The organism is Variovorax paradoxus, assembly GCF_024734665.1.
Classification (GTDB): domain Bacteria; phylum Pseudomonadota; class Gammaproteobacteria; order Burkholderiales; family Burkholderiaceae_C; genus Variovorax.
In genome coordinates this window covers 3722695-3744017 of sequence record NZ_CP102931.1, presented here as the reverse complement: position 1 = coordinate 3744017, position 21323 = coordinate 3722695, and the positions used below count along the sequence as shown (strand labels likewise).

28 protein-coding genes are annotated in these 21323 nt (G+C 61.8%); 24 read left to right on the top strand and 4 right to left on the bottom strand.

The features are described from left to right. The first annotated feature begins 11 nt into the window (after positions 1 to 11). The 3 genes from NWF24_RS17725 (at position 12) to NWF24_RS17715 (ending at position 1584) form a co-directional block, all read left to right on the top strand. Positions 12 to 266, top strand: coding sequence for a hypothetical protein (locus tag NWF24_RS17725; RefSeq protein WP_258349662.1), 255 nt, complete (start codon positions 12 to 14; stop codon positions 264 to 266). Continuing rightward, a complete protein-coding gene (locus NWF24_RS17720) occupies positions 263 to 802 on the top strand; it encodes a zinc finger-like domain-containing protein (protein WP_258349661.1) in 540 nt (179 codons plus the stop codon). The genes NWF24_RS17725 and NWF24_RS17720 overlap by 4 nt, the downstream gene beginning before the upstream one ends. A 77-nt stretch (positions 803 to 879) precedes the next feature. Beyond that, the gene (locus NWF24_RS17715; protein WP_258349660.1) at positions 880 to 1584 is read left to right on the top strand and encodes a hypothetical protein; all 705 of its coding nucleotides are present in this window, start codon (positions 880 to 882) and stop codon (positions 1582 to 1584) included. Positions 1585 to 1765: 181 nt separating this feature from the next. Here the strand turns inward: NWF24_RS17715 and NWF24_RS17710 are convergent, their stop codons facing one another. From NWF24_RS17710 to NWF24_RS17695, 4 genes are all read right to left on the bottom strand, one after another. Next, positions 1766 to 1957, bottom strand: a complete 192-nt coding sequence (locus tag NWF24_RS17710; RefSeq protein WP_258349659.1) for a hypothetical protein — start codon at positions 1955 to 1957, stop codon at positions 1766 to 1768. A 68-nt stretch (positions 1958 to 2025) separates the two neighbouring features. Next, positions 2026 to 2238 (bottom strand): hypothetical protein, encoded by a 213-nt coding sequence (locus NWF24_RS17705; protein ID WP_258349658.1) that lies wholly within the window; start codon positions 2236 to 2238, stop codon positions 2026 to 2028. Positions 2239 to 2451: 213 nt separating this feature from the next. Next, positions 2452 to 2793 (bottom strand): hypothetical protein, encoded by a 342-nt coding sequence (locus tag NWF24_RS17700; protein ID WP_258349657.1) that lies wholly within the window; start codon positions 2791 to 2793, stop codon positions 2452 to 2454. After that, a complete protein-coding gene (locus tag NWF24_RS17695) occupies positions 2790 to 3134 on the bottom strand; it encodes a hypothetical protein (protein WP_258349656.1) in 345 nt (114 codons plus the stop codon). Before NWF24_RS17695 ends, NWF24_RS17700 begins: the two co-directional genes overlap by 4 nt. Before the next feature lie 520 nt (positions 3135 to 3654). Between NWF24_RS17695 and NWF24_RS17690 the strand changes: the two genes are divergently transcribed. From NWF24_RS17690 to NWF24_RS17590, 21 genes are all read left to right on the top strand, one after another. Continuing rightward, on the top strand, positions 3655 to 3975 hold the full coding sequence (locus NWF24_RS17690) for an HNH endonuclease (RefSeq protein WP_309148835.1): 321 nt from the start codon (positions 3655 to 3657) through the stop codon (positions 3973 to 3975). A gap of 148 nt (positions 3976 to 4123) precedes the next feature. Then, entirely contained in the window at positions 4124 to 4555 is a 432-nt protein-coding gene (locus tag NWF24_RS34270; RefSeq protein WP_375338386.1) for a GIY-YIG nuclease family protein, read from the top strand. Positions 4556 to 4557: 2 nt separating this feature from the next. Beyond that, positions 4558 to 4842, top strand: coding sequence for a hypothetical protein (locus NWF24_RS17680; RefSeq protein WP_258349654.1), 285 nt, complete (start codon positions 4558 to 4560; stop codon positions 4840 to 4842). 3 nt (positions 4843 to 4845) lie between these two features. Continuing rightward, complete coding sequence (locus tag NWF24_RS17675) at positions 4846 to 6594, top strand: terminase large subunit (RefSeq protein ID WP_258349653.1); 1749 nt, start codon at positions 4846 to 4848, stop codon at positions 6592 to 6594. A gap of 11 nt (positions 6595 to 6605) precedes the next feature. Next, a complete protein-coding gene (locus NWF24_RS17670) occupies positions 6606 to 7880 on the top strand; it encodes a phage portal protein (RefSeq protein ID WP_258349652.1) in 1275 nt (424 codons plus the stop codon). Then, complete coding sequence (locus tag NWF24_RS17665; RefSeq protein ID WP_258349651.1) at positions 7858 to 8700, top strand: head maturation protease, ClpP-related; 843 nt, start codon at positions 7858 to 7860, stop codon at positions 8698 to 8700. The genes NWF24_RS17670 and NWF24_RS17665 overlap by 23 nt, the downstream gene beginning before the upstream one ends. Further along, positions 8697 to 10031: a phage major capsid protein gene (locus NWF24_RS17660; protein ID WP_258349650.1), complete on the top strand. Its 1335-nt coding sequence runs from the start codon at positions 8697 to 8699 to the stop codon at positions 10029 to 10031. The genes NWF24_RS17665 and NWF24_RS17660 overlap by 4 nt, the downstream gene beginning before the upstream one ends. A 13-nt stretch (positions 10032 to 10044) precedes the next feature. Beyond that, on the top strand, positions 10045 to 10209 hold the full coding sequence (locus NWF24_RS17655) for a hypothetical protein (protein ID WP_258349649.1): 165 nt from the start codon (positions 10045 to 10047) through the stop codon (positions 10207 to 10209). A gap of 2 nt (positions 10210 to 10211) precedes the next feature. Continuing rightward, positions 10212 to 10691: a head-tail connector protein gene (locus tag NWF24_RS17650; protein ID WP_258349648.1), complete on the top strand. Its 480-nt coding sequence runs from the start codon at positions 10212 to 10214 to the stop codon at positions 10689 to 10691. Next, positions 10688 to 11017, top strand: a complete 330-nt coding sequence (locus NWF24_RS17645) for a phage head closure protein (protein ID WP_258349647.1) — start codon at positions 10688 to 10690, stop codon at positions 11015 to 11017. The genes NWF24_RS17650 and NWF24_RS17645 overlap by 4 nt, the downstream gene beginning before the upstream one ends. Next, a complete protein-coding gene (locus NWF24_RS17640) occupies positions 11010 to 11489 on the top strand; it encodes a hypothetical protein (RefSeq protein WP_258349646.1) in 480 nt (159 codons plus the stop codon). The genes NWF24_RS17645 and NWF24_RS17640 overlap by 8 nt, the downstream gene beginning before the upstream one ends. Further along, positions 11486 to 11842, top strand: coding sequence for a DUF3168 domain-containing protein (locus tag NWF24_RS17635; protein ID WP_258349645.1), 357 nt, complete (start codon positions 11486 to 11488; stop codon positions 11840 to 11842). Before NWF24_RS17640 ends, NWF24_RS17635 begins: the two co-directional genes overlap by 4 nt. Before the next feature lie 15 nt (positions 11843 to 11857). Then, entirely contained in the window at positions 11858 to 12370 is a 513-nt protein-coding gene (locus NWF24_RS17630) for an HNH endonuclease (protein ID WP_258349644.1), read from the top strand. Positions 12371 to 12601: 231 nt separating this feature from the next. After that, entirely contained in the window at positions 12602 to 13174 is a 573-nt protein-coding gene (locus NWF24_RS17625; protein ID WP_258349643.1) for a phage tail protein, read from the top strand. A gap of 1 nt (position 13175) precedes the next feature. Further along, positions 13176 to 13487, top strand: coding sequence for a phage tail assembly chaperone (locus NWF24_RS17620; RefSeq protein ID WP_258349642.1), 312 nt, complete (start codon positions 13176 to 13178; stop codon positions 13485 to 13487). Between the two features lie 62 nt (positions 13488 to 13549). Continuing rightward, positions 13550 to 13801 carry a DUF1799 domain-containing protein gene (locus tag NWF24_RS17615; protein WP_258349641.1) on the top strand — a complete coding sequence of 84 codons (252 nt, stop codon included), beginning with the start codon at positions 13550 to 13552 and terminating at the stop codon, positions 13799 to 13801. A 36-nt stretch (positions 13802 to 13837) separates the two neighbouring features. Further along, the gene (locus NWF24_RS17610; protein WP_258349640.1) at positions 13838 to 16702 is read left to right on the top strand and encodes a phage tail tape measure protein; all 2865 of its coding nucleotides are present in this window, start codon (positions 13838 to 13840) and stop codon (positions 16700 to 16702) included. Between the two features lie 44 nt (positions 16703 to 16746). Then, positions 16747 to 17286, top strand: coding sequence for a hypothetical protein (locus NWF24_RS17605; protein WP_258349639.1), 540 nt, complete (start codon positions 16747 to 16749; stop codon positions 17284 to 17286). 20 nt (positions 17287 to 17306) lie between these two features. Beyond that, positions 17307 to 17858: a hypothetical protein gene (locus NWF24_RS17600; protein WP_258349638.1), complete on the top strand. Its 552-nt coding sequence runs from the start codon at positions 17307 to 17309 to the stop codon at positions 17856 to 17858. Beyond that, positions 17858 to 18253, top strand: a complete 396-nt coding sequence (locus tag NWF24_RS17595) for a DUF6950 family protein (protein ID WP_258349637.1) — start codon at positions 17858 to 17860, stop codon at positions 18251 to 18253. The genes NWF24_RS17600 and NWF24_RS17595 overlap by 1 nt, the downstream gene beginning before the upstream one ends. Then, positions 18253 to 21288, top strand: a complete 3036-nt coding sequence (locus NWF24_RS17590; RefSeq protein ID WP_258349636.1) for a phage tail protein — start codon at positions 18253 to 18255, stop codon at positions 21286 to 21288. Before NWF24_RS17595 ends, NWF24_RS17590 begins: the two co-directional genes overlap by 1 nt. Positions 21289 to 21323: the final 35 nt, after the last annotated feature.

Genomic DNA, 21323 nt, shown 5'->3' with positions numbered 1-21323 from the left:
GAGGTTCCCCAATGAGCATGAAGGAATTCGAGCAGTACCTGAAGGCGTCGGACTTCTTCGCCGACACCATGAACGCGCACCGGGCTGCTACGGCAGAGGTGATCGCCGGCTTTGCCCAGATGCTCAAGAAGCGCGGGCAGGCCACGGACGCCGAGCTGAAGGAGTTGCTGCGCCGCATGGAGGACGCGACAGGACGACCGTCGATTGACAGCAGCAGGCGCAACCTGGCGGCACGGATCGGCGATAGCTTGAAAGGCCGTGCATGAACGTGATCGAGCGCTACGCCAGCGCAGTTCGTTCGACGAACCTGGAGATCAACGAGCGCACGACCCGCTCAGACTCGGACGTGCTGGGAGCGATGGGGCTCGCTGCCCGTGAGTTTCCCTTGGCCGTGGCGCTGCAGCGGCTGTTCCTGGGTGACAGCACCGCGGCGCGTGAGCTGGTCGAGATCCTGGCCGACGACGCATGGCGGCAGGCGAGGGCGATGAAGGTGAAGCTCAACCGGGTGCAGGCCTACGATCTGGCTCAAGGCTGCGTTGCGTGGCATCGGAATCCGACCTGTGACAACTGCGGCGGTCACGGGGCCACGGTCATCCCGGGTAGCACTACGCTCGGCGTGAAGTGCAAGCCCTGCAAGGGCACCGGGCGCACTTCGTTGGCCAAGCTCTTCAAGGAGCACGCGGAGATCACCGATTGGCTCGTTGCCCACATGGAGAAGCACCAGGCGATGGCCGGGCCGGAGGCGATGAAGCAGATCGCCGGCTATTTGGATGTCAAAAACATGGTCGCTAGTGCTAGCTAAGGGGCGAGCACCAGACTCGTTGACGATCGATGGGATAAAAGTTGATGCACTCTATGATTCTGCCAATGGAGGAGCTTATGGAACAAATGGGGAGTCGAAGGCGGCAGATTGCCGCGTGGTACGCACGAAAATGGCAGTGGCGCAGGACGGGCGTGATTCTGTTATGGGCGGCCGCGGTTGCATTTTCAATTGCGCTTGTAGTAGGTGGAATTCATCTGGCGAGACAACAAAAGAGCACGCTAACGGACTGGATGTCCTGGTTTCAAGCGGTGGGGTCTATTGGGGCGATCTTTTCTGTCCTGTGGATTGCTCGCGCCGACGATCGACGTGAGCAGCGGTCACGGCGCTTACGTGCTCGATTGGCGATAGTGCCCTTACCTCGGTGGTTCCGCAGCATGCAACTATCGCTAGGCCAAGTGAGAATAGCGATCAACTTGGAAACCGAAATGAGCGGGGAGCCTTTCAAAAACGCGTTCGATTTTTTCGAACAAGCTGGTCCGTTCGATGTCGAGATTCTTAGTATCGTTATCAGTTCCGACTCGGAACTTGGCGAGATTTTGCTGGGCCTCTATGAGAAACATATCGACCTTCAGGCTAAGTTAAAGCACTACGCGGGCACTGCTCCGGCTATGCGAGGTGAGGTAGCCTCTCCTCGTCGCGTGGAAATCGAAAAGCTCTCTGAAGCGTACCGCCTTAGCATCGCAGACTGGCTACCCTACATCGAGCGCGTTCAAGAACTCTGGACTGGTGGGGCTTTGAACATCTCACGAAGAAATGTGTAATGGTGTGCTGAGGGTTCAGCGTGAGACCTCTTTTCAGAAGTTCAACTCAGTGGCATAATCACGCTTGCCTGTACAAATCCCGGGTGAGCCGGGAACAATAAGAGCAGCTCAGCCGTCGATGGCGGAGCTTTCTCTTCAGGTTGATGACCCGCCCTGCGTAAGCTCGGCGGGTTTCGTCGTTTTATCCCCGCTTGATCGCGGCGACGATTTCGTCCTTCAGCGCATATGGATCTGGGGTAACTGAAAGAACCGTGGAGCATGAACTGCAGGTGTAGGCGATGCTCTTGAGCGTCCCTCCGCCCACGATGTTGGCAGCTACCGCTTGGACGTTCGGCTTCTGGATGACTTTTTCGCACTTGGGACACTTGAACATTGACTTCTCCTCGTTGATTGAGATTGCACCGTACTTTTCTCTTCGGATTCCGACAACCGGCGTGCAGGTCAACGCAGGTTTGACTGCATGAACCCCCATCCGGCTGTCGTCACACGGATCACCGTCTTCGGGCTTTCGGCATCCACGGGCGTCCCGGTCACCTCGTCCACGCGCTCGACGTAGCCCTGCTCCAAGTACCAGTCAATCCATTTCGGATCGACGGGATTGCCATTGTCCAAGGCAAGAAGCCCCGCTTGTTGTTCTGCAAGCCCAAACGGCATGACTTCTCCTCAGTTGATTGATGAAATCCGATTGTGGCGCGTCGCAGCTAGCGCAAGTCCGGCGGATTTTTTCTTAGATGGTGATAAGAGATGAACGTGCTTCACTCTCAAGGCTTGTTTCCCCCTTCGAAGGGAGCGGCGTCGCCAGAATTAACGAAACCCGCACGGCGCGGGCTTTTCATGAGTTAAGAGGCATCGGCGATTTCGACTTGTCTACCTCGGTCGAGAGGTGAACCAAGCCACCAATGCGCCAACAATCAACATGATGCCAAAGACAAGCGTATAGATGCCCGACTTGGCGTCGAGAAAATTCTGAGCGCCATTGCTGATACCCGCACCAACTAGACCGGACGCGATCATTGCCACAAAGATGCTGATCCGAGTTCCATTGGCGATTTGCTTTTTTGCTCGGTCAAGGTCGCCGATGTCGATCGTCGTGCCGTTTCGTGTCCGGGCGATGATGTCTGCACGAGAGATCAATCGGGTCGAATACGCGTTGGTGATAGAGAGGAAATGCGATTGCGCCGTGTCGGCGACTTTCAATGTGTTCGTCACGAGGGTTCCCTCCCCACTTGCTCATTCCAGCGCAACAGGATGGCCAGACTTGACTCGGTACTCTTCTCAAGCAACGCCTTGTGAACATCGACCAATTCGCTCAAGCGGTTCTGATCCAGATCCTCCCCGAATGGAAGCGCGAAAGGGTGAACAAGAAAAATTGCTATGACCGAGAGAAGATTCAACACCTCATGGGCAAGCGTAAGTCCAGGGAAAAAACGGTTGAGGACCGTCCACAGAATGAGCCAGCATCCAGCTAAAAGGGCAACCAGAGCAAGGTCTCGCGTAGCTGAACTTGCCCGATGTACCTCTTCAGCACCTTGCGCAGATCCGTGTGTCATAGGCCGTACCCTTATGTTGGCGATTCACTGTGCCATAGTGGTTGAAATATTCCAAGCCGCATTAGAAATTGACGGTGCAGCGAGACTCGCAGTCCTCGCATCTGGATTCACAAGAATTGCTGCGTTATGCCTCGCGCTGAAAGCTCTGTCTAGCGTTCTCGATCCGCAATTTCGCGTTTAACGCGGCGGACTGCTTCTTTGTGCGACTCGTTACTGGTGTCGGAAACACCGCCACGAGTGACTTTCGTTGACCCCCCAGACGTGGTTATCGTGACCGTCTGACCATCCCCTCCCTTTACCCGAGTGGTCTGAGGCGCAGCGAATGCCTGTGACACAGTCAGTGCGATTGCTGCCAGGACGACAGCATTGCGCCGGATATTCAATTTCATTCTTTCCTCCAGTAGTTGGCGCTAGTGATCGTGACCGGTTGGGTCATCTCGGGTATCCCATAAACATGGGTTTCTTGATCGTCCGAGGCGCCTCAAGGACGGAGGGCTGTGTCCAACGGAGGACGAACCTCATGGCACTCGCAATCCTGAAGCCCAGACTCACTGCGTCCAGCCTGACCCGCACTCCAATGCTGCAGACCAAGGCGGGCACGGTGGAGCGCCAGCGCGGCCGGGCATGGATGGCAACCCGAGAGCGTGTAGCGCTTGCCCACGGTTACCGCTGCGCGAAGTGCGGGGCGACCTGGGTGCCGAGCCGGGACCACATCGATCACATCGTCGAGCTGGCAGACGGCGGCACCAACGACGACAGCAACCTGCAGCCTCTGTGCGATGTGCCGTGTCACAAGGCCAAGACAGATGCAGAGGCGAGAGCAAGGGCGAGAGGCCGCTGAGATCGAGATCGTGCAGCCACGGCCCGCCTGACGCGGCGCAGGGGGTGGCGTGGTGGGAGGGGGCATCGAAAGCCTGCCGACCCGGTGTGCCGGAAACCAATCGGTTCCTCACGCGCAAAACACGCCCCGGAATCAAAGGGAAATCAAGATGGCAGGGAAACGTGGTCGAAGTGGCGGTGCCCGCTTAGGGGCTGGTCGGAAATCGAACGCCTATCACGCGGCCTTAGCCGCAGGCGAAATCAAGCCCAAGGAGCGCCGCGAGCGCGCCGGCCTTCAAACATCTTGCTTCGTCTATGTGGTTCATGAAGTCGCCCAGCCCGACATTTGCAAGATCGGCGTTGCTCGCAACCCGGTGCGGCGGTGTTCTCACCTTCAGGTGGGGACGTGGCGGGAGTTGATGCTTGCGCATAGCTTCCATCTTCCGGGTGAGGCAATTGCATTCGCGGTCGAGCAAGAAGTCCACAAAGCGTTGAGTGATGTCCGTCAGCGCGGCGAGTGGTTTTGGGCGGCTCCGGAGATCGTTGTTGAGCATATCCATCGTGCGCTGGAGAGGGTTTCCGCTGTTCAGGAGGTGGCGTAATCATGGAAAAGATAAAAAACTCCAAAGGTTGGGGTGGTGCCCGTCCGGGCGCCGGCCGCAAGCCGAAAACCGCAGATCCGGCAAGCACTGAAGACTCGAAAGAGTTCCTGACGTTGGCCATGCAGGGGCTTTTGGACCCGAGCCCGGCTCAGTTGAAGGCCGCAATCGCACTGCTGGGTGTCCAGCACGCCAAGAAGACTGAAGCGCCCAAGCCGGCGGTGCCTGAGCGCCCGGCTGGTGGCAAGTACGCGGTGCGGCAGGGCCCGCGCCTGGTCGCGAGCAAGTAACTCGTGGAGTGGTCCACCGCCTGCGTCGATTGGGAACGCAGGATCGTGGCGCGCGAGAGCCTCATCTCCTCGCCGCCGCTCTTCAAGGCGCAGGCGGATGAGGCGTGGGATGTTTTCGGCGGTCTGGTCCTGGTGGATGTGGCCGGCCAGCCGACCATGCGCGAGGCCTGCCTGCCCTGGGTGAAGGATTGGGTACGCGCGATCTTCGGAGCGTATGACGCGGACCAAGGGCGCCGGCTGATCAACGAGTTCTTCTTCATGGTCAGCAAGAAGAACATGAAATCGACAGCCGCGGCGGGAATCATGCTGACCGCCCTGGTGCTGAACTGGCGGCCTTCGGCGGAACTGCTGATCCTGTCGCCGACAAAGGAGATCGCGGACAACAGCTACAAGCCGATCCGCGACATGATCAAGGCGGACGACGACCTGGCGGCCATGCTGAAGGTGCAGGACTATTTCCGCACCATCACTCACCGCGACAACGCGGCGACGCTGAAGGTGGTGGCCGCAGACAGTGACACGGTTTCGGGGAAGAAGGCCTCGTTCGTCTTCGTTGACGAACTGCACGAGTTCGGCAAGCAGGCCAAGGCCTCGAACATGCTGCTGGAGGCCACGGGTGGCCTGACATCGCGGCCCGATGGGTTCGTGATCTACGCCACCACGCAGTCGGCCGAGCCGCCGGCCGGCGTGTTCAAGGACAAACTGAGCTACGCGCGCAAGGTGCGCGATGGGCTCATCAAGGATCCGCGGTTCCTGCCCGTGATCTACGAGTTCCCGCAGTCCATGCTGGATGCGGGAGCGCACAAGGATCTGGCGAATGCCTATGTGACGAACCCGAACTGGGGCGCGTCGGTGGACATCGCGCGTATCACGCAGCTGCACAGCCAGGCGCTGGAGGGCGGCGAGAAGGACTTCAAGGAGTTCCTGGCCAAGCACCTGAACGTCGAGATCGGCATGAATCTGCGGTCCGACCGTTGGGCGGGTGCCGATTTCTGGGTGCCACGAGCCGAGGTTCCTGGTCTGACCCTCGAGCAACTGCTCGACGAGTGCGAAGTGGTGGACATGGGAATCGACGGCGGTGGTCTGGACGACTTGCTCGGCGCCGCGGTGGCCGGCCGGCGCAGGAAGGCTGAAGAGTTCCTCATCCCGGAGCACTTCGACGAAGAAACGAAAGCCGTTGTCCCAGCGAAGACTGTTCTGCGCAAGCGTTGGCTCTTGTGGACCCGTGCGTGGGCACATCCCTCGGTACTCGAACGGCGCAAGGAGATTGCCCCGCGCCTGCAGGACTTCGCCAAGGACGGCGACCTGATCCTGGTGAGCGCGATCGGTGAAGACGTGGCGGGAGCGGCTGATGTCGCCGCTCAGTGCGAGGCATCGGGTCTGCTGGACAAGATCGGCTGCGACCCGGCGGGGCTGGGCGGCATCCTGGATGCCCTTGTGGAGGCCGAGGTGCCTGAAGAGAAGGTGATTGGCATCAGCCAGGGCTGGAAGATGACCGGCGCGATCAAGACGACCGAACGAAAACTCGCCGAGGGCGCGCTGATCCATGGCGGTCAGCCCCTGATGGCTTGGTCGGTCGGCAACGCGAAGGTCGAGCCGAAGGGCAACGCCATTGTGATCACGAAGCAGGCCTCCGGCACCGCAAAGATCGATCCGTTGATGGCCACATTCAACGCAGTGACGCTTCTGTCGCTCAACCCCGAGGCGCGAGGCAACTCCGTCTACGAAACCCGGGGCATCCGCTTCCTGTAAGGACCGACTGAATGAAGATTCTCGACTTCTTCCGGCGCTCGAATGCGTCGGAGGTGCAGTCGCGTCCGCGCGCGGAGGCCTCGCAGGGGCATCAGTTCAGCGGCCTCGACGATCCGGCGCTGTTGGAGTACATCCGCGGCGGAACCACGGCCGGCGTGGATACGGCCCGTGACCGCAGCCTTCGGAACATGGCGGTGCTGCGTTGCGTGACGCTGATCTCCGAATCGATCGGCATGCTGCCGGTGAATCTGCAAAGCAGCGACGACAAGAAGCAGGTGCAAAGCGACAACCCGGCACACCGGCTGCTGAAGTACAAGCCGAACGACTGGCAGACGCCCATCGAGTTCAAGAGCCTCTTGCAACTTCGGGCCCTGCTCGACGGGCAGTCCTTTGCGCGCGTGATCTGGTCAGGCAGCCGGCCGATCCGCTTGATCCCGATGGACCGTGGTTCGACCAAGCCACGTCTGAATGGCGCTTGGCAGATGCAGTACGACTACACGACGCCGGACGGCAATCAGATCAGCCTGCCAGCGAAAGAGGTGTTCCACCTGCGCGATCTCTCTCTCGACGGCATCAACGGCATCTCGCGCGTCAAGCTGGGCCGTGATGCCCTGGAATTGGCCGAACAGGCGGAGCGTGCAGCATCGCGGACGTTCAAGACCGGTGTCATGGCGGGCGGTGCCATCGAGGTGCCCAAGGAGCTTTCCGAGAACGCCTACAACCGGATGAAGTCGTCGCTCGACACCGACTACACGGGCGCGGAGAACGCCGGCCGCTGGATGCTGCTGGAGGAGAACGCGAAGGCAAACAAGTTCGCCAGCACGGCGTCCGAGTCGCAGCAGATCGAGAACCGAAACCACCAGATCGAGGAAGCCGCGCGCATGTACGGCGTGCCCAGGCCGCTTCTGATGATGGATGACACGAGCTGGGGCAGTGGCATCCAGCAGCTGGCGATCTTCTTCATCCAGTACGGGCTCTCGCATTGGTTCGTGTCTTGGGAGCAGGCAGCCGCGCGCTGCCTTCTTCCAGATGAGCAACTCGGTCGCCTGCAATACAAGTTCAACGAGGGCGCATTGCTGCGCGGCACGCTCGCCGACCAGGCTGCCTTCTTCTCCAAGGCGCTCGGCGCCGGCGGGCAAGCGCCCTGGATGTCGCAGAACGAGGTGCGTGAGCTGTCCGACCTCCCGAAATCTGCCGACCCACAAACCGACGCACTGCGCAACCCGATGACCCAGCCGGGCAAGCCGGCATCAAGGAACAACGATGAGCCTCCTGAACCTGCCTGAGATCCGGGCCGATCACCGCCTGGGCGTCGCACAGTTCGACGTTCGCCCTGATGCGCTCGAGCGCTGGCAGCCGGAGGTGCGCGCCGCAGTGGAAGGCGAGGCCTCCATCTCCATCTACGACGCCATCGGTGAGTCGTGGGACGGGCAGGGCTTCACGGCCAAGCGCATGAGCGCGGCACTGCGCAGCATCGGCGCCCGAGACGTGACGGTCAACGTCAACTCTCCTGGCGGCGACTTCTTCGAGGGTGTCGCCATCTACAACATGCTGCGCGAGCACAAGGCCAAGGTCACGGTGCGCGTGATGGGGCTTGCTGCCTCGGCGGCGTCCGTGATCGCGATGGCCGGCGACGAGATCCTGATGGGTGATGGCGCGTTCTTGATGGTTCACAACGCATGGGCCGTCGCCATCGGCAACCGCCACGACATGGCCGACGCAGCCGCACGGCTGGCACCGTTCGACGACGCGATGGCGCAGGTCTATGCCTCGCGCACCGGCCTGTCGAAGGCTGAGACCGCCACTTTGATGGACAAGGAAACCTGGATCAGCGCGGCGCAAGCGGTCGATGACGGCTTTGCCACTGGCCTGATCGAGCGTTCCGACATCACCCAAGACACCAAGGCGCAGGGCGGCAAGAAGGCTCTCGCGCTGATCGAAGCGTCGATGGCGCGTGCGGGGCATTCCCGAACCGCTCGCCGTGATGCCTTCAAGTCCCTTTTCACTGGCACGCCGGGCGCTGCCTCTGAAGCCGCCATGCCGGGCGCTGGCGAAACCGCAGCTTTGCTGCTTTCTCTCACCAACTCCCTCAAGGTCCAATCATGAAACGCACTCTCATCTCTCTCGCGGCTGTTGCCGCGCTCTCCGTCCTGGCCGCCGGTGCCTCCTATGCGTCCGCCGTCGATGCAGTCGCTGCCAAGGCTTCCGCGAATCCCGTCCCGCGCGGCCTCATTGCCATTCGCGCAGACGGTGGCCCTCCGGGTGACATCAAGGCCACGGTCGAAGCACTCAACAGGGCCTTCGCCACCTTCAAGGAGGAGCACACCAAGCAGCTCGAAGACATCAAGAAGGGCAACGCCGATGCGCTGCAGGCCCTGAAAGTCGAGAACATCAACGCGGACATCGCCCGCTTGCAGAGGGAGGTTGACGACACCAACGTGAAGTTGGCTGCGGCCCAGATGGGTGCGGGCACCGGCGGCAAGGCCGTGGCGGATGCCGAATACACCGGTGCGTTCCGCGCGCACTTCAAGAAGGGCGATGTCCAGGCGGCGCTCAACAAGGGCGCGGACGGCGAAGGCGGCTACCTCGCCCCGGTGGAGTGGGATCGCACCATCACCGACAAGCTCGTGCTCGTTTCTTCGATGCGTCAGCTGGCCACGGTGCAGCCGGTGTCGGGGGCTGGCCTGACCAAGCTGTTCAACCTGGGCGGCACCGCATCGGGCTGGGTTGGCGAGACCGCAGCGCGTCCGCAGACTGCTACCGGCACCTTCGCTTCGCTCGGCTTCGGCTGGGGCGAGATCTATGCGAACCCGGCCGCCACCCAGCAGATCCTGGACGACTCGGCCATTAATCTCGAAGCCTGGCTCGCGGGCGAAGTGGAGACTGAGTTCTCCAAGCAGGAGGGCGCCGCATTCTTCTCCGGCGACGGCACGAACAAGCCGTTCGGCATCCTCACCTACGTCACCGGCGGCGCCAACGCAGCGAAGCATCCCTTCGGCGCGATCAAGACCGTGAACAGCGGTGCCGCGGCTGCGATCACCTCGGACGGGATCGTCGATCTCATCTACGACCTGCCTTCGGCATTCACCGCGAACGCTGGATTTGCGATGAACCGCAAGTCGCAGGGCACGATCCGCAAGCTGAAAGACGGTCAGGGCAACTACCTCTGGCAGCCGTCCTATGTGGCAGGCCAGCCTGCCACCCTGGCCGGCTTCCCGATTACCGAGGTGCCGGACATGCCCGACATCGCCGCCAATTCGGTGCCGGCCCTGTTCGGTGACTTCAAGCGCACCTATACGGTGTACGACCGTGTCGGCGTGCGCGTCCTGCGCGACCCGTTCACTGCGAAGCCCTACGTGCTGTTCTACACGACCAAGCGCGTTGGTGGCGGCGTTCACAACCCCGAGCCGATGCGCGCGCTGAAGATCTCGGCGTAAGCAGGGGGACACCATGAAGCTAAGCAAGCCGTTCAAGGGTGTCCCCGACGGGGAGATTTACCCGGTCGAGTACCAGGCGGGCGACGAATGCCCGCCCGAACTCGAAGCTGGTGCGCGTGAGCTCGACGCCTTGGAGCAGGGCGACGACAAGCAGCCCAAGGCGAAGGGCAAGGGCTGACCATGCCCGTCATCACGCTCGATCAGGCTCGTGCGCACCTGCGCGTGGGCGCGACGTACCCACAGGAGCAGATCGGGCCGTACATGGCGGGCGCGGAAGACCATGCCTCGCAGTATCTGAACCGAGTCATCTACGCCGATGCCGATGCGATGAACACCGCAATTGAGGCGCTGCCCGCAGCGTTGACCGCCGCACGCGTTGCCTACGAAGAGGCCATCGCTGCGGCAGCGCTGATCGAGAACGTCAGCGATCGCCGCGACGCCGTGAACATCGCGGAGTCGCTGCTTCGTGCTGCCCGGGCAGGCACGGCACGGGCGCTCAATGGCATCGTCGTCAATCCGAGCATCATCTCGGCGGTGCTGCTGATCCTGGGGCATCTGTTCGAAAGCCGGGAAGACGTGGTGATCGCCGCGACCGCGGTTGAACTCCCGCACGGCGCTCGCGCGCTGCTTCGCCCCTACCGCCGGATGATGATGCCGTGAGAGCCGGCACGCTCAAGGACTGGATCACCATCCAGCAGGCTGGCACCGTGCAGGACGAACTCGGTCAGCCGATTCCTGGATGGCCTGTACTTGATTCAGTGTGGGCAGACATACGCTTTCTGTCGGGGCTCGAATCGGCGCGCGCAGATTCGCCCGTGAGCATCGTCAAGGCCAGCATTCGCATTCGCCGACGCACGGACGTGCTCGCGAGCATGCGTGTTGTCGATGACGAAGGCCGGATCTACGACATCAAGGCCGTCCTGCCGAACAAGCAAAGCCGCCAGTACATCGACCTGGTCTGCGAGACGGGTGCCAACAATGGCTAACGGTCGAGGCAACCCGGACGGCAGTGCTTTTCACATCGGCTTCGACACGTCGGGCGCCGATGCATGGCTGGACGGCATCCAGCGAGCCACAGAGGAATCGATTCGCCCCGCTGCCCAAGCAGGGGCCGAAGAACTCTACCTGGAAGCCCGACTGCGGGTGCCGCAGTCCGCGGAGCCGCATTACTTCTACGGCAAGAACAGCAAGTCAACGGGAGTCCGCTACTACTTCGAGCCCGGCAGCCTGCGCAACGCGATCTACCAGGTCTATTCGAAGGACAACAGCGGAAAGGCGAGGGCGACGTATCACATCGCGTGGAATCACCAGAAGGTGCCCTATGGCTTCATGGTCGAGTTCGGTACGAGCCGGGCTCCGGCACACCCGTTTCTGCGCCCGGCCTACGCGGCGCGTCGTGACTTTGCGATGGAAGTGGCTCGGGCCTATCTGGTCCAGGAAGTGAAGAAGGCAATATGACGGTCGAGGCAGATCTTCACGACGTGCTCGCCGCCCTGGTTGACGGCCGTGCATATCCCGATGTCGCGCCGGAAGACGCCGTGACGCCCTACATCGTGTACCAGCAGGTCGGCGGCACTCCGATCTCATTCGTCGAGCGCGCCTTGCCTTCGAAGAAGAACGGCCGTTTTCAGGCTGCAGTGTGGGCCGCGACGCGCAAGGAAGCTGCAGCAATCGGCCTGCAGATCGAGAACGCGATGCTGCTCGCAACCGAATTCCAGGTCGAAGTAATCGGCGGCCAGATCGCCGACTACGACTCCGAGACAAAGCTGCGCGGCTCGCGCCAGGACTTCAGCATCTGGAGTGATCGTTAATGGAGGCAAAGGTAGATGAACGGATCAATCTTGACGGCAGCGCGTCTGCGTGAGCTCCTGGACTACGACCCGGAAACTGGCATGTTCGTTCGCAAGGTGCGGACTGCACAAAGACATCATGCTGGTGATCGAGCGGACTTCCTCATCAAGAGCGGCAATCAAAAGGGCTACTACCGTGTATCCATCGATTCACGGCGATTTCTTGCCCACAGGCTGGCGTGGCTGTATGTGCACGGTGAGTGGCCAAAACAAGACATTGATCATCGTGACTCCGATAGAGGAAACAATCGAATTGCCAATTTGCGAGATGTCTCAAACGAGGTGAACAGGCAGAACATCCGTGGCCCGATGTCCTCCAATCGCTGTGGGCTCTTGGGCGTTTTCTATCACGCGCAAACCCGCAAGTGGCGCGCCCGCATTCAGGTCAAGCGCAGGGGCATTCACCTCGGTCTATTCGTCACGCCAGAGGAAGCTCACCAAGCGTATTTGGTGGCGAAGCGCAAATATCACGAAGGCTGCACGATCTAAGCAGCTAACAAGACAACGAAGTCTCGCTGTACTCGGTGCTTCTTCCTTGTGTCCTGCCCCTTGGGGCCTCAGCAGCAAGCCGCCGTCATGGCGGTTTTTTTATGCCCCTCCAAGGGCGAAAGCAGTCGACCGTACAACGGTCGGAAAGGAACTATCATTTCTGCATCACTCCCTAACGGCACGATCTTCTCGCTCGCCGCCAGCTACGCCGCTGCGATCCCGTTCACCATCTTGAGCAACGCCGCGCCCCCGCAAGCGACAGCAACCGCCCACGGCCTTACCAACGGCGACATCCTGGAGGTGACCTCGGGCTGGCCGCTGCTGAATGACCGTCCCGCACGCGTCGCCGGTTCGACCACGAACACCTTCAACCTCGAAGGCCACGACTCCACTGATCTGACGCGCTTCCCTGCGGGCAGTGGCCTTGGTTCGGTGCGCAAGGTACTGACCTGGCAACAGATCTCGCAGGTGATGCAGAACGCATCGTCCGGCGGCGAACAGCAGTCGGTCGAGTGGGTCTACCTGGAAGACGGCATCGAGCGCAGCAAGAACACCTTCAGGAAGGCCAAGGTGCTGACGCTCACGCTCGCCGACGACGCCGCGCAGGCCTGGAACGCCGTGCTGCTGGCCGCCGACCAGGACGGCAAGAACCGCATCCTGCGCGCCCAACTGCCGAGCGGTGGTTCGATCTACTACAACGTCAATGTCGGTTTCGACCCCGAGCCGAAGCTGGATGCCAACCAGATCATGACCGTGACTGCGACCTTCCGCAGCCAAGGCCGCTTCATCCGCTACGCGAGCTGATATGGCACGAATCAGCCTCAACCCCAACCCGACCTTCAAGGCGATGGTCGAGATCTGCCGGCCTGGCCTCGAAGCGGAGAGGGTCGAAATCACGTTCAAGCACCGCACCCGCGATGAAATGGACGAGTTCATCAAACAGATGGCCGAGATGTCGATCGAAGACCAGGTGATGGCCGTGGCCGCCGGCTGGGAACTGGTCGATCCGTTCAACCTGGAGAACGTGAAGCTGCTCGCGCAGAACTACATCACGGCGCCCATGGCGATCCGCGACAAGTACATCAGCGAGCTCATCAAGGCCAAAGAAAAAAACTGATCGAGCTGGCCAGGGCCATCTACACGCCCGACGCGACGCCGTATGAAGCGGCCGAGCTCGGGTTGACGGTAGAGGAGGCCAGCTTTTCGGCGGAATGTTGGCCCGAGCACCAGGCAGCCCTGTCGGTTTTCTACAAGCTGACCACCCAGTGGCGCACCGGCTTTGCTGGCGCAACTGGACTGGACTATGGGGCGCTGCCGACGGTCTTCCGGCTGGCTGGCGTGCCTCGGGCGGACTGGGCGGCTCTCTTCGAAGACATCCGCGTCATGGAGCGCGGAGCGCTTCACTACATGCGCGAGCAGAACTCGCAATAGCCACCTTCGGGTGGCTTCTCTTTTTCTGGGATACCGATGGCCGATCTAACCGCACAGATGGTGTTCACGGCCGACGCGTCAGGCGTTGAGGCCGGCGTTGGCCAGGCCAAGCGCTCGCTCGCCGATCTGGGTGTGACCGCTGCCAAGGAAGGCAAGAAGGCAGCCGAGGGCGTTGCTGCCATCGGCGAAGGAAGCCAGCAGGCTGCGGCCAAGGTCGACACCAACACCAGGAACCTGATCAACTCCATCCAGCGAGCGACCGCCGCGGCTGAGGCTGGCAAGAAGTCGGGCTCGGAGTTCTACGCTGCGCTGGCCAACCAGCGGGGTGTCAGCACCGAGGTGCTGAAGCCATATCTGGCGCAACTCGATCAGGCGCTGGCCAAGCAGAAGGCCGCACAGGAGGCGTTGAACGCGACGGCGCCGGCACTCGGCAGGGTAGGCGTGTCGGCCGCACAAACCGCCGCCGCGCTTCGTGGCGTGCCGGCGCAGTTCACCGACATCGTCACCAGCCTGCAGGGCGGTCAAGCGCCGCTGACGGTGTTCCTACAGCAGGGTGGCCAGTTGAAGGACATGTTCGGCGGCATCGGGCCCGCAGCCAAGGCTCTTGGTGGCTATGTGCTTGGGCTCATCAATCCGTTCACTGTGGCTGCAGCCGCCGCCGGTGCATTGGCGCTGGCCTACTACCAGGGCAGCCAGGAGGCAATTGCGTACAACAGGGCGCTGATCCTCACGGGCAACTACGCGGGGCAGACTGCAGGGCAGTTGCAGGAGATGGCCAAGGAGGTGGCCGGCACCACCAGCACGCAGGGCAAGGCGGCCGAGGCGCTTGCAGCACTGGCAAGTACTGGTCGCGTGACGGGCGATGCCCTGAAGCAGGCAGCCGAGGCCGTAGTGGGGGTGAACCGCGTTCTGGGGACTTCGGTCAAGGACGCGGTCGATCAGTACATCAAGCTCGGCGATGAGCCCACCAAGGCGTCGGCCAAGCTGAACGAGTCGATGCACTACCTGACCCAATCGACCTATGAGCGAATCAAGACGCTGGAGGATCAGGGGCGCAAGGAAGAGGCGGCGGCTCTGGCTCAGTCGAGCTATGCGTCTGCGATGAAGCAACGTACCGGTCAGGTGACCGAGAACCTCGGCAGCATCGAGCGCGCGTGGAAAGCCGTGACGCTCGCCGCCAGCCAGGGCTGGGACGCGATCCTCGGCGTCGGGCGCAGCGCCACGATGCAGGTGCAGCTCGCGGAAGTGCAGCGCAAGATCACTGAGGCGCAGAAAGCGTCCAGCGGCAACAGCGTCACTGCGTCGTTCTACGAACCGCTGCTGAAGCGCCTCAATACGCAGCAGGCTGTGATGCAGGCCGCTATCGGCTTCGAGAACGGGTTCGCGAAGATGGCCTCCGAGCGCGCCAAGGCGGAACAAGCAGGTGCCGACGCGACCGACGATGTCAACAAGTGGCAGGACAAGGCCAAGGGCGTCGATGCGGTCACGCGCGAACTGAAGAAGTACCGTGACGGGCTGGAGGCCATCCGAAAGGTCAACCCGAGCAGCGAACTGCTGACGCCCGATGCGATCAAGGCGGGCGAAGCGGCGATTCGGAAGGAGTTCGCCGGCAGCAAGGGGCCGAAGGAGAAGGCCTTCCAGGACGATGCGGCCACCAAGATGCTGGAGACCCTGCGGCAGACGGAAGCGGCGCTGAAGGATCAGCTCGACGGCGAGCTCAAGATCACCGACACGCAGAAGAAGCAGGTCGAGTTCCAGCAACTGATCGCTGATCTCAAGGGCAAGAAGATCCTCACGGCGGAGCAGCAGAGCCTGCTCGCGAACAAGGATGCGATCGAAGAGCAACTCAAGAAGAACGTCGCACTGTCCAACCAGCTCGAGTTCGAAAAGAAGATTGCCGAGATCACCAAGAAATCGGCCGAGGACGCGAAGCAGTTCCGCCAGCAAATGGACGCGATCAATGTGTCGATCACGGGTGGACAGGATTCTCGGAATGAGCAGAGTGACCGCAGTCTTGCCGCATTCGGCCTTGGTGATCGGGCCCGGCAGGAAGTTGAGGCGCAGCGCTCGATTCGGGCAGAGTTTCAGCGCTATCTGACCAGCGCGAACAAGGAGGCCGGCAAGACCGGTCAACTGGGTTCGCCGGCATATCAGGAGGAAGTCGTTCGCATCAAGAAGGCGCTCGACGACGCACTGGCTGCGCAGTCCAACTACTTCGATGCGCTGAAGTCCAAAGAGACGGATTGGCAGAACGGCGCCACGACAGCGCTTGCCAACTACACAGACGCAATTCGCAACGTGGCCGCCACGACCGAGCGCGCATTCACGGATGGATTCAAGGGGGCCGAGGATGCATTGGCGCAGTTCGTGACCACCGGCAAGCTGAGTGTCAGCAGCCTGGCGAACTCCGTCATTGCGGACCTCGCCCGTATCGCGGTTCAGCAGACCATCACCGGGCCCCTTGCGAAAGGGCTGCTCGGTGCTCTGAACGGGCCGGGAGGTGGATCGGCACTCAGCGGGGACGCCGGCTACCTCAATCAGATCGGTCTTTCCGGAAGCTCTGGACTCGCGATCACGGGGGGCGGCATGGACTGGAGCAAGCTCTTCAGCAGTGTCGGTGGATGGTTCAGCGGCTTGAAGTTCGCGGAGGGCGGTGTTCCACCGGTTGGCAAGGCTAGCTTGGTCGGCGAGAACGGCCCCGAGATGTTCGTGCCGAGTGTGCCTGGCACCATCATCCCGAACCACGCGCTCAACGGTAGTGCTGGCGGCGGAACCACTGTCTACAACCTGACGGTCGGCGATGTGGCGACGAAAAGCATGGTCGTTGAAGCCATGCAGACCGTGCAACGGCAGACGGCGGCACGATATGGGCGCAGCCGCAGCTACGGGGGCGACGCATGACGCTTCTTGCGCTTCCGAGCAGCTTTCGGCCTGAGTCATTCTCAATGAGGCTGGAGACGATACAACGCGCGTTTGCGTCACCGTTCGGCGGCAGCGAACAGGTGGTCGATCTGTTGAACGATCGCTGGACGATTTCGCTCACGCTGCCACGTGGCACACAAGAGAACGCAGCCAGGAACGAGGCATTTCTCAACGCCCTGCGCGGCCAGACCAACACCGTGGCGTTGTATCACTGGGTGCGCAAGCAGCCGCTGGGCACGATGCGCGGCAGCCCGGTTGCCGGCGCCGCCTCCATTGGAGCGGGCTCAATCTTGATTGGCACACCTGCCGGGTCAACACTGCTCGCCGGCGACATGATCGGAGTGGGCGGCATGCTGCTGATGGTTCGCGAGGATTGCGTGGCCGATGGAGTAGGCCTTGTCGTCCCCTTGGTCAACCGTCTGCGTGTCGCACTGGTGGGCGGTGAGTCGGTGATCTGGGACCGGCCAACAGTGCCCTTTCGCAAGGTCGCGAAGCCTGCCTTTCAATACTTCTTCGGATATGCGGAAGGCGTTTCCCTGGACTTCGTCGAGGCCATTGGATGAGATCGCTTCCGGCACCTGCGGTGGCTGCGCTGGCCGCCCCTGAGTTGACGATTGTTCAGTTGATCTATTTCCAGTTTGCGGGGGTGCCGATTGCGCTCAATTCGTCGAATAGCTCGATCGACTTCGGCGGAGTGACATATCTCGGGGCGGCAGGGCTTGGCAGTGTCAGCCCGATCGATGACGGCCCGGGCGAGGTGCGCGGCCTTCAGTTGACCATGTCCGGTGTTTCGACGGAGGCCATTGCATTGGCGCTCGCTGATTCGAGCATCGTGCAGGGGGCTCCGCTGACCATCAGGCTGGCGATCATGGATGGGGGCACTGTGTTGGATGCGCCGATCGACTGGGGCGGGCGTGTGGACACCCTATCCATCGAGGAAGACGGCGACACCTGCACGATCACAGTCACTGCCGAGAGTTCGGCGGTTGACCTGCTTCGCGGCAACGCACTCACGACCAGCAACGCGGACCAGCAATATCTCTATCCCGGTGATCGGGCTTTCGAATTCGTGGTCTCGCAGGCCAACGTGCCGATCGTATGGCCCACCAAGCAGTACTACATCGATAGCCGCTGATGAGAATCAAAGACTGGCAACAGCGCTTTTCCGACTTCGGCAAGGTGCGCGCAAGCATGCCCTTTGCGTGGGGCTCGAATGACTGCTGCACGTTCGCTGCCGCCGCGGTGGAGGCGATCAGCGGCGTCAACCCGATGGCCGGTGTCGAGCGATACAGCACCGAGGTGGGGGCGCTTCGTCGCATCGCTGAAGCCGGCGATCTGAAGACGCTCGCCGCTGCGTACCTCGGAGAGCCGGTGTCCCCGCTGTTGGCAGGCATTGGAGACGTGGTGCTGGTGATGAATGAAGGCCAGGAGATGCTCGGGATCTGCAACGGCGTCAACGTCATGGCGCCGGGCGAGTTCGGGATGGTCGCCCTTGGCATGGACACCGCGCGCGCGGCCTGGAAGATCTAATGCCACAAGCAATTGCATACGTACTGGTCAACGTTGTGGGGTGGACCGCAACCGCTGCCGCCATCGCCGCCTACGCCATCACGCTGGTCGGTACGCTAGCTCTGAGCAGCTATCAAAAGCGCAAGGCGGAGCGCGTGGCTCGCGCCCAGTTCGATGCAGCGCAGGTCGACCGCTTGGCCAACGTGCCCAGCACGGTCGCGCAGCGCGAACTGGTGCTCGGCACGGTACGCAAGGGCGGCCACGTCTTCTTCAAGACTAGCGTTGGTCAGTACAAAGAGCTGTTCATCATGTGCGTGGCCATGGCCTCGCACGAGATTGACGCCTACGAGCAGATCTACCTGAACGATCAACCCGTCGAGATCAACGATCTGGGGCAGGTCATCACGGCGCCATACGGGCGCAGCGCGACACTCGATGGGTCTAAGACATCAACGTCTACGACCTTCACGCTGGATCATGACCCGATCCCAGGCTCTGTTTCTGCGGTCGAGGCTCCGCCTTTCGCGCTTGGCTTTCACGAAGTGGGGGTTACCGTTGACGGTCGGAACGTGACGATCGTCAATCCGCTGGCTGGCTGGGTGTACACGGTCAATTACCAGTATTCCGGATTCCAGTCATTCGTTCGAATCATCAAGCACCTTGGTTCGCCAGACCAACCTGCTGACGGTGAGCTCGTCGCGATGCTTGGTGGCATCTGGACTGAGGCTCATCGGGCTGCAGGCGTTGCCTACCTGGTATGCCACTTCGCCTACAACGACGGCGCATTGCCGTCTGGCATTCCGACCGTGACGGCGAGGCTACGAGGCGCCAAGGTGTACGACCCGCGCACTGGTGTGACGCAGTGGACAGAGATGCCTCCGCTGCTGATGCGGCACGTCATGCTTCATCCACAGTTCGGAAAGCGCACGTCGCTGACCACGGCCGAGGACGCGCGGATCATCGCCGCGACCAACGCATGCGCGCAGGCCGTGAGTTACACCGGGACTGACCTGGTAAACCTGTACCGCGCCGCCATCGTCTTGCCGTTCGGATCGACAGCACGCGATGCTCTTGACGATCTGGCTCAATCCATGGGTGGTGAGTGGGCCTATGCGGCGGGCGAGTACTTCGTCCGGGCAGGCGTCTATCAGCTTCCGGTGTTTCACCTCTACGAACACGACCTGGCGACGGTGCAGCGCAGCAATGACGGATCGGTGTCGCAGAACTCGACAACGATCAGTCCGCATCGCCCGCGCAACGAGAAGTTCAACACGGTGGCGATTCGCATCTGGGACCAGGCCGCGAACTATGTCGAGACCCCGATCACGCCTTACCGCGCAGACGCGTTGGTCGCGGCGGACGGCGCTGAACTCTCGCAGGAAGTGACCATGCCGGCCGTGTTCTACGCGCCGCAGGCCTTCCACATCGCAGAAGTGATGCTCCGCGACAGCCGAGATCCGCTGACGGTCACGCTCTCGTTCAAGATGAAGGCATACCCGCTCGAGTTGTTCGATGGGGTGACGCTCACGATCGCGCGCTACGGCTGGAACGCGAAAGAGTTCCGTGTGATGGGCAGGACATTCAATCCGGACGGTCGAGTTGTCTTGACTCTGAAGGAGACGACTTCGGCGATCTTTGCAATTGGCGGCGGTTTTTTGCCTGGCGGCTATGCGCCCAATACCGGGTTGCCCAAGCCGTGGGAGATCTACCCGCCGCAGATCCTCTCGATCAGTAGCGGCGAGGATGAGTTGATCGTTCAGACGGACGGGACCATCGTCAACGGTGTGCGTGTCACCTGGTCGCCGATCTTGGACAACTCCGTTTTGAATGGAGGCACGGTTGAATTGCGATACCGGGTATTGCCGGACGGCCCGTGGGTCAGCATCGAGTCGCCTGGTGATGCCACGCAAGCCAAGTTCACGGGTGTGGATGACAGCGCATTGATCCTGGTGAAAGTGCGCGTGAAGAACGGCCTGGCATCGAGCGACTGGGGCGTGCAGCAGATGCACCAAGTTATCGGCAAGACCGAGCCTCCGCCAGACATCGAGAATCTGACGATCTCGGGCAATGTGCTCTCGTGGAGCCTGTCGCGGCGCGTGCCCGACCTGGCCGGCTTCGTGTTCCGCTTCCACTACGGGCAGAACCTCGACTGGAACAGCGCCGCGCCGTTGCACTCGGGGCTGGTCACCGAAAGCCCATGGGAGCCAGAGATGCGGCCGGGCGGCGTGGCCACCATCATGGTGAAAGCGCAGGACACCAGCGGCAACCAGTCTTTCGCGCCCGGTGTGGTCGTGACGGACCTGGGCGACCCGCCGATCGCCAACGTCGTCGAGTTGTTCGACTTCAAGGCCCTGGGCTGGCCGGCCGCGTTGGGCGAGCAAAGCGGTTGGACCTTGGTGTCGGGTGACCCCACCGCCAACCCGCTCGACTCCTTCTATGGTTCGGACGACCAGACGTTCTACGGCGGCGACACCGATCCGTTCTACAAGGCCGAGGCCTACAGCGAGATGGTCTACGTCACCAACGACGTGCCGATCAGTTCGGCGCTCGCCGGCTCGAAGATGACCATTGCCGCCGAGGTCGAAGGTGTTGACCTGCGCATCGACTACCGCCTGGCCGGGCCCGGTGTCTTCTACGGCCCGGACAGCGACTCCTTCTACGGCGACGACGCGGATGCCTTCTACGGCGCCGCCGGCAGCTGGAGCCCATGGCCTGGCCAGCTTGTGGCCGCGAACGATGTCTACCAGTTCCGCGTGAAGATCGGCGCCGGCGCGACGCGCGGCATCCTGAAGCAGCTGGTGCTGACCATCGACGCGCCCGACATCGAGGAGGTGATCTCGGATCTCCCGATCGATGCCGGCGGCACGCTGGTGGAGTACACGAAGATGTTCACCAAGATCACGAACGTGCAAATCACGTTGCAATCAGGCGGCAGCAGCGCCGTCACCGCCGAGTTCGAACGGACGGATGACCGCACCGTCTACATCGGTGCCTACAACTCGTCTCATGTCCTGGTCGGCGGCGCAACCGTCGACGTGACCCTCAAGGGCTACTAGTCCTCTTCACTTCGACCTTCTGGCCGCCTTCGGGC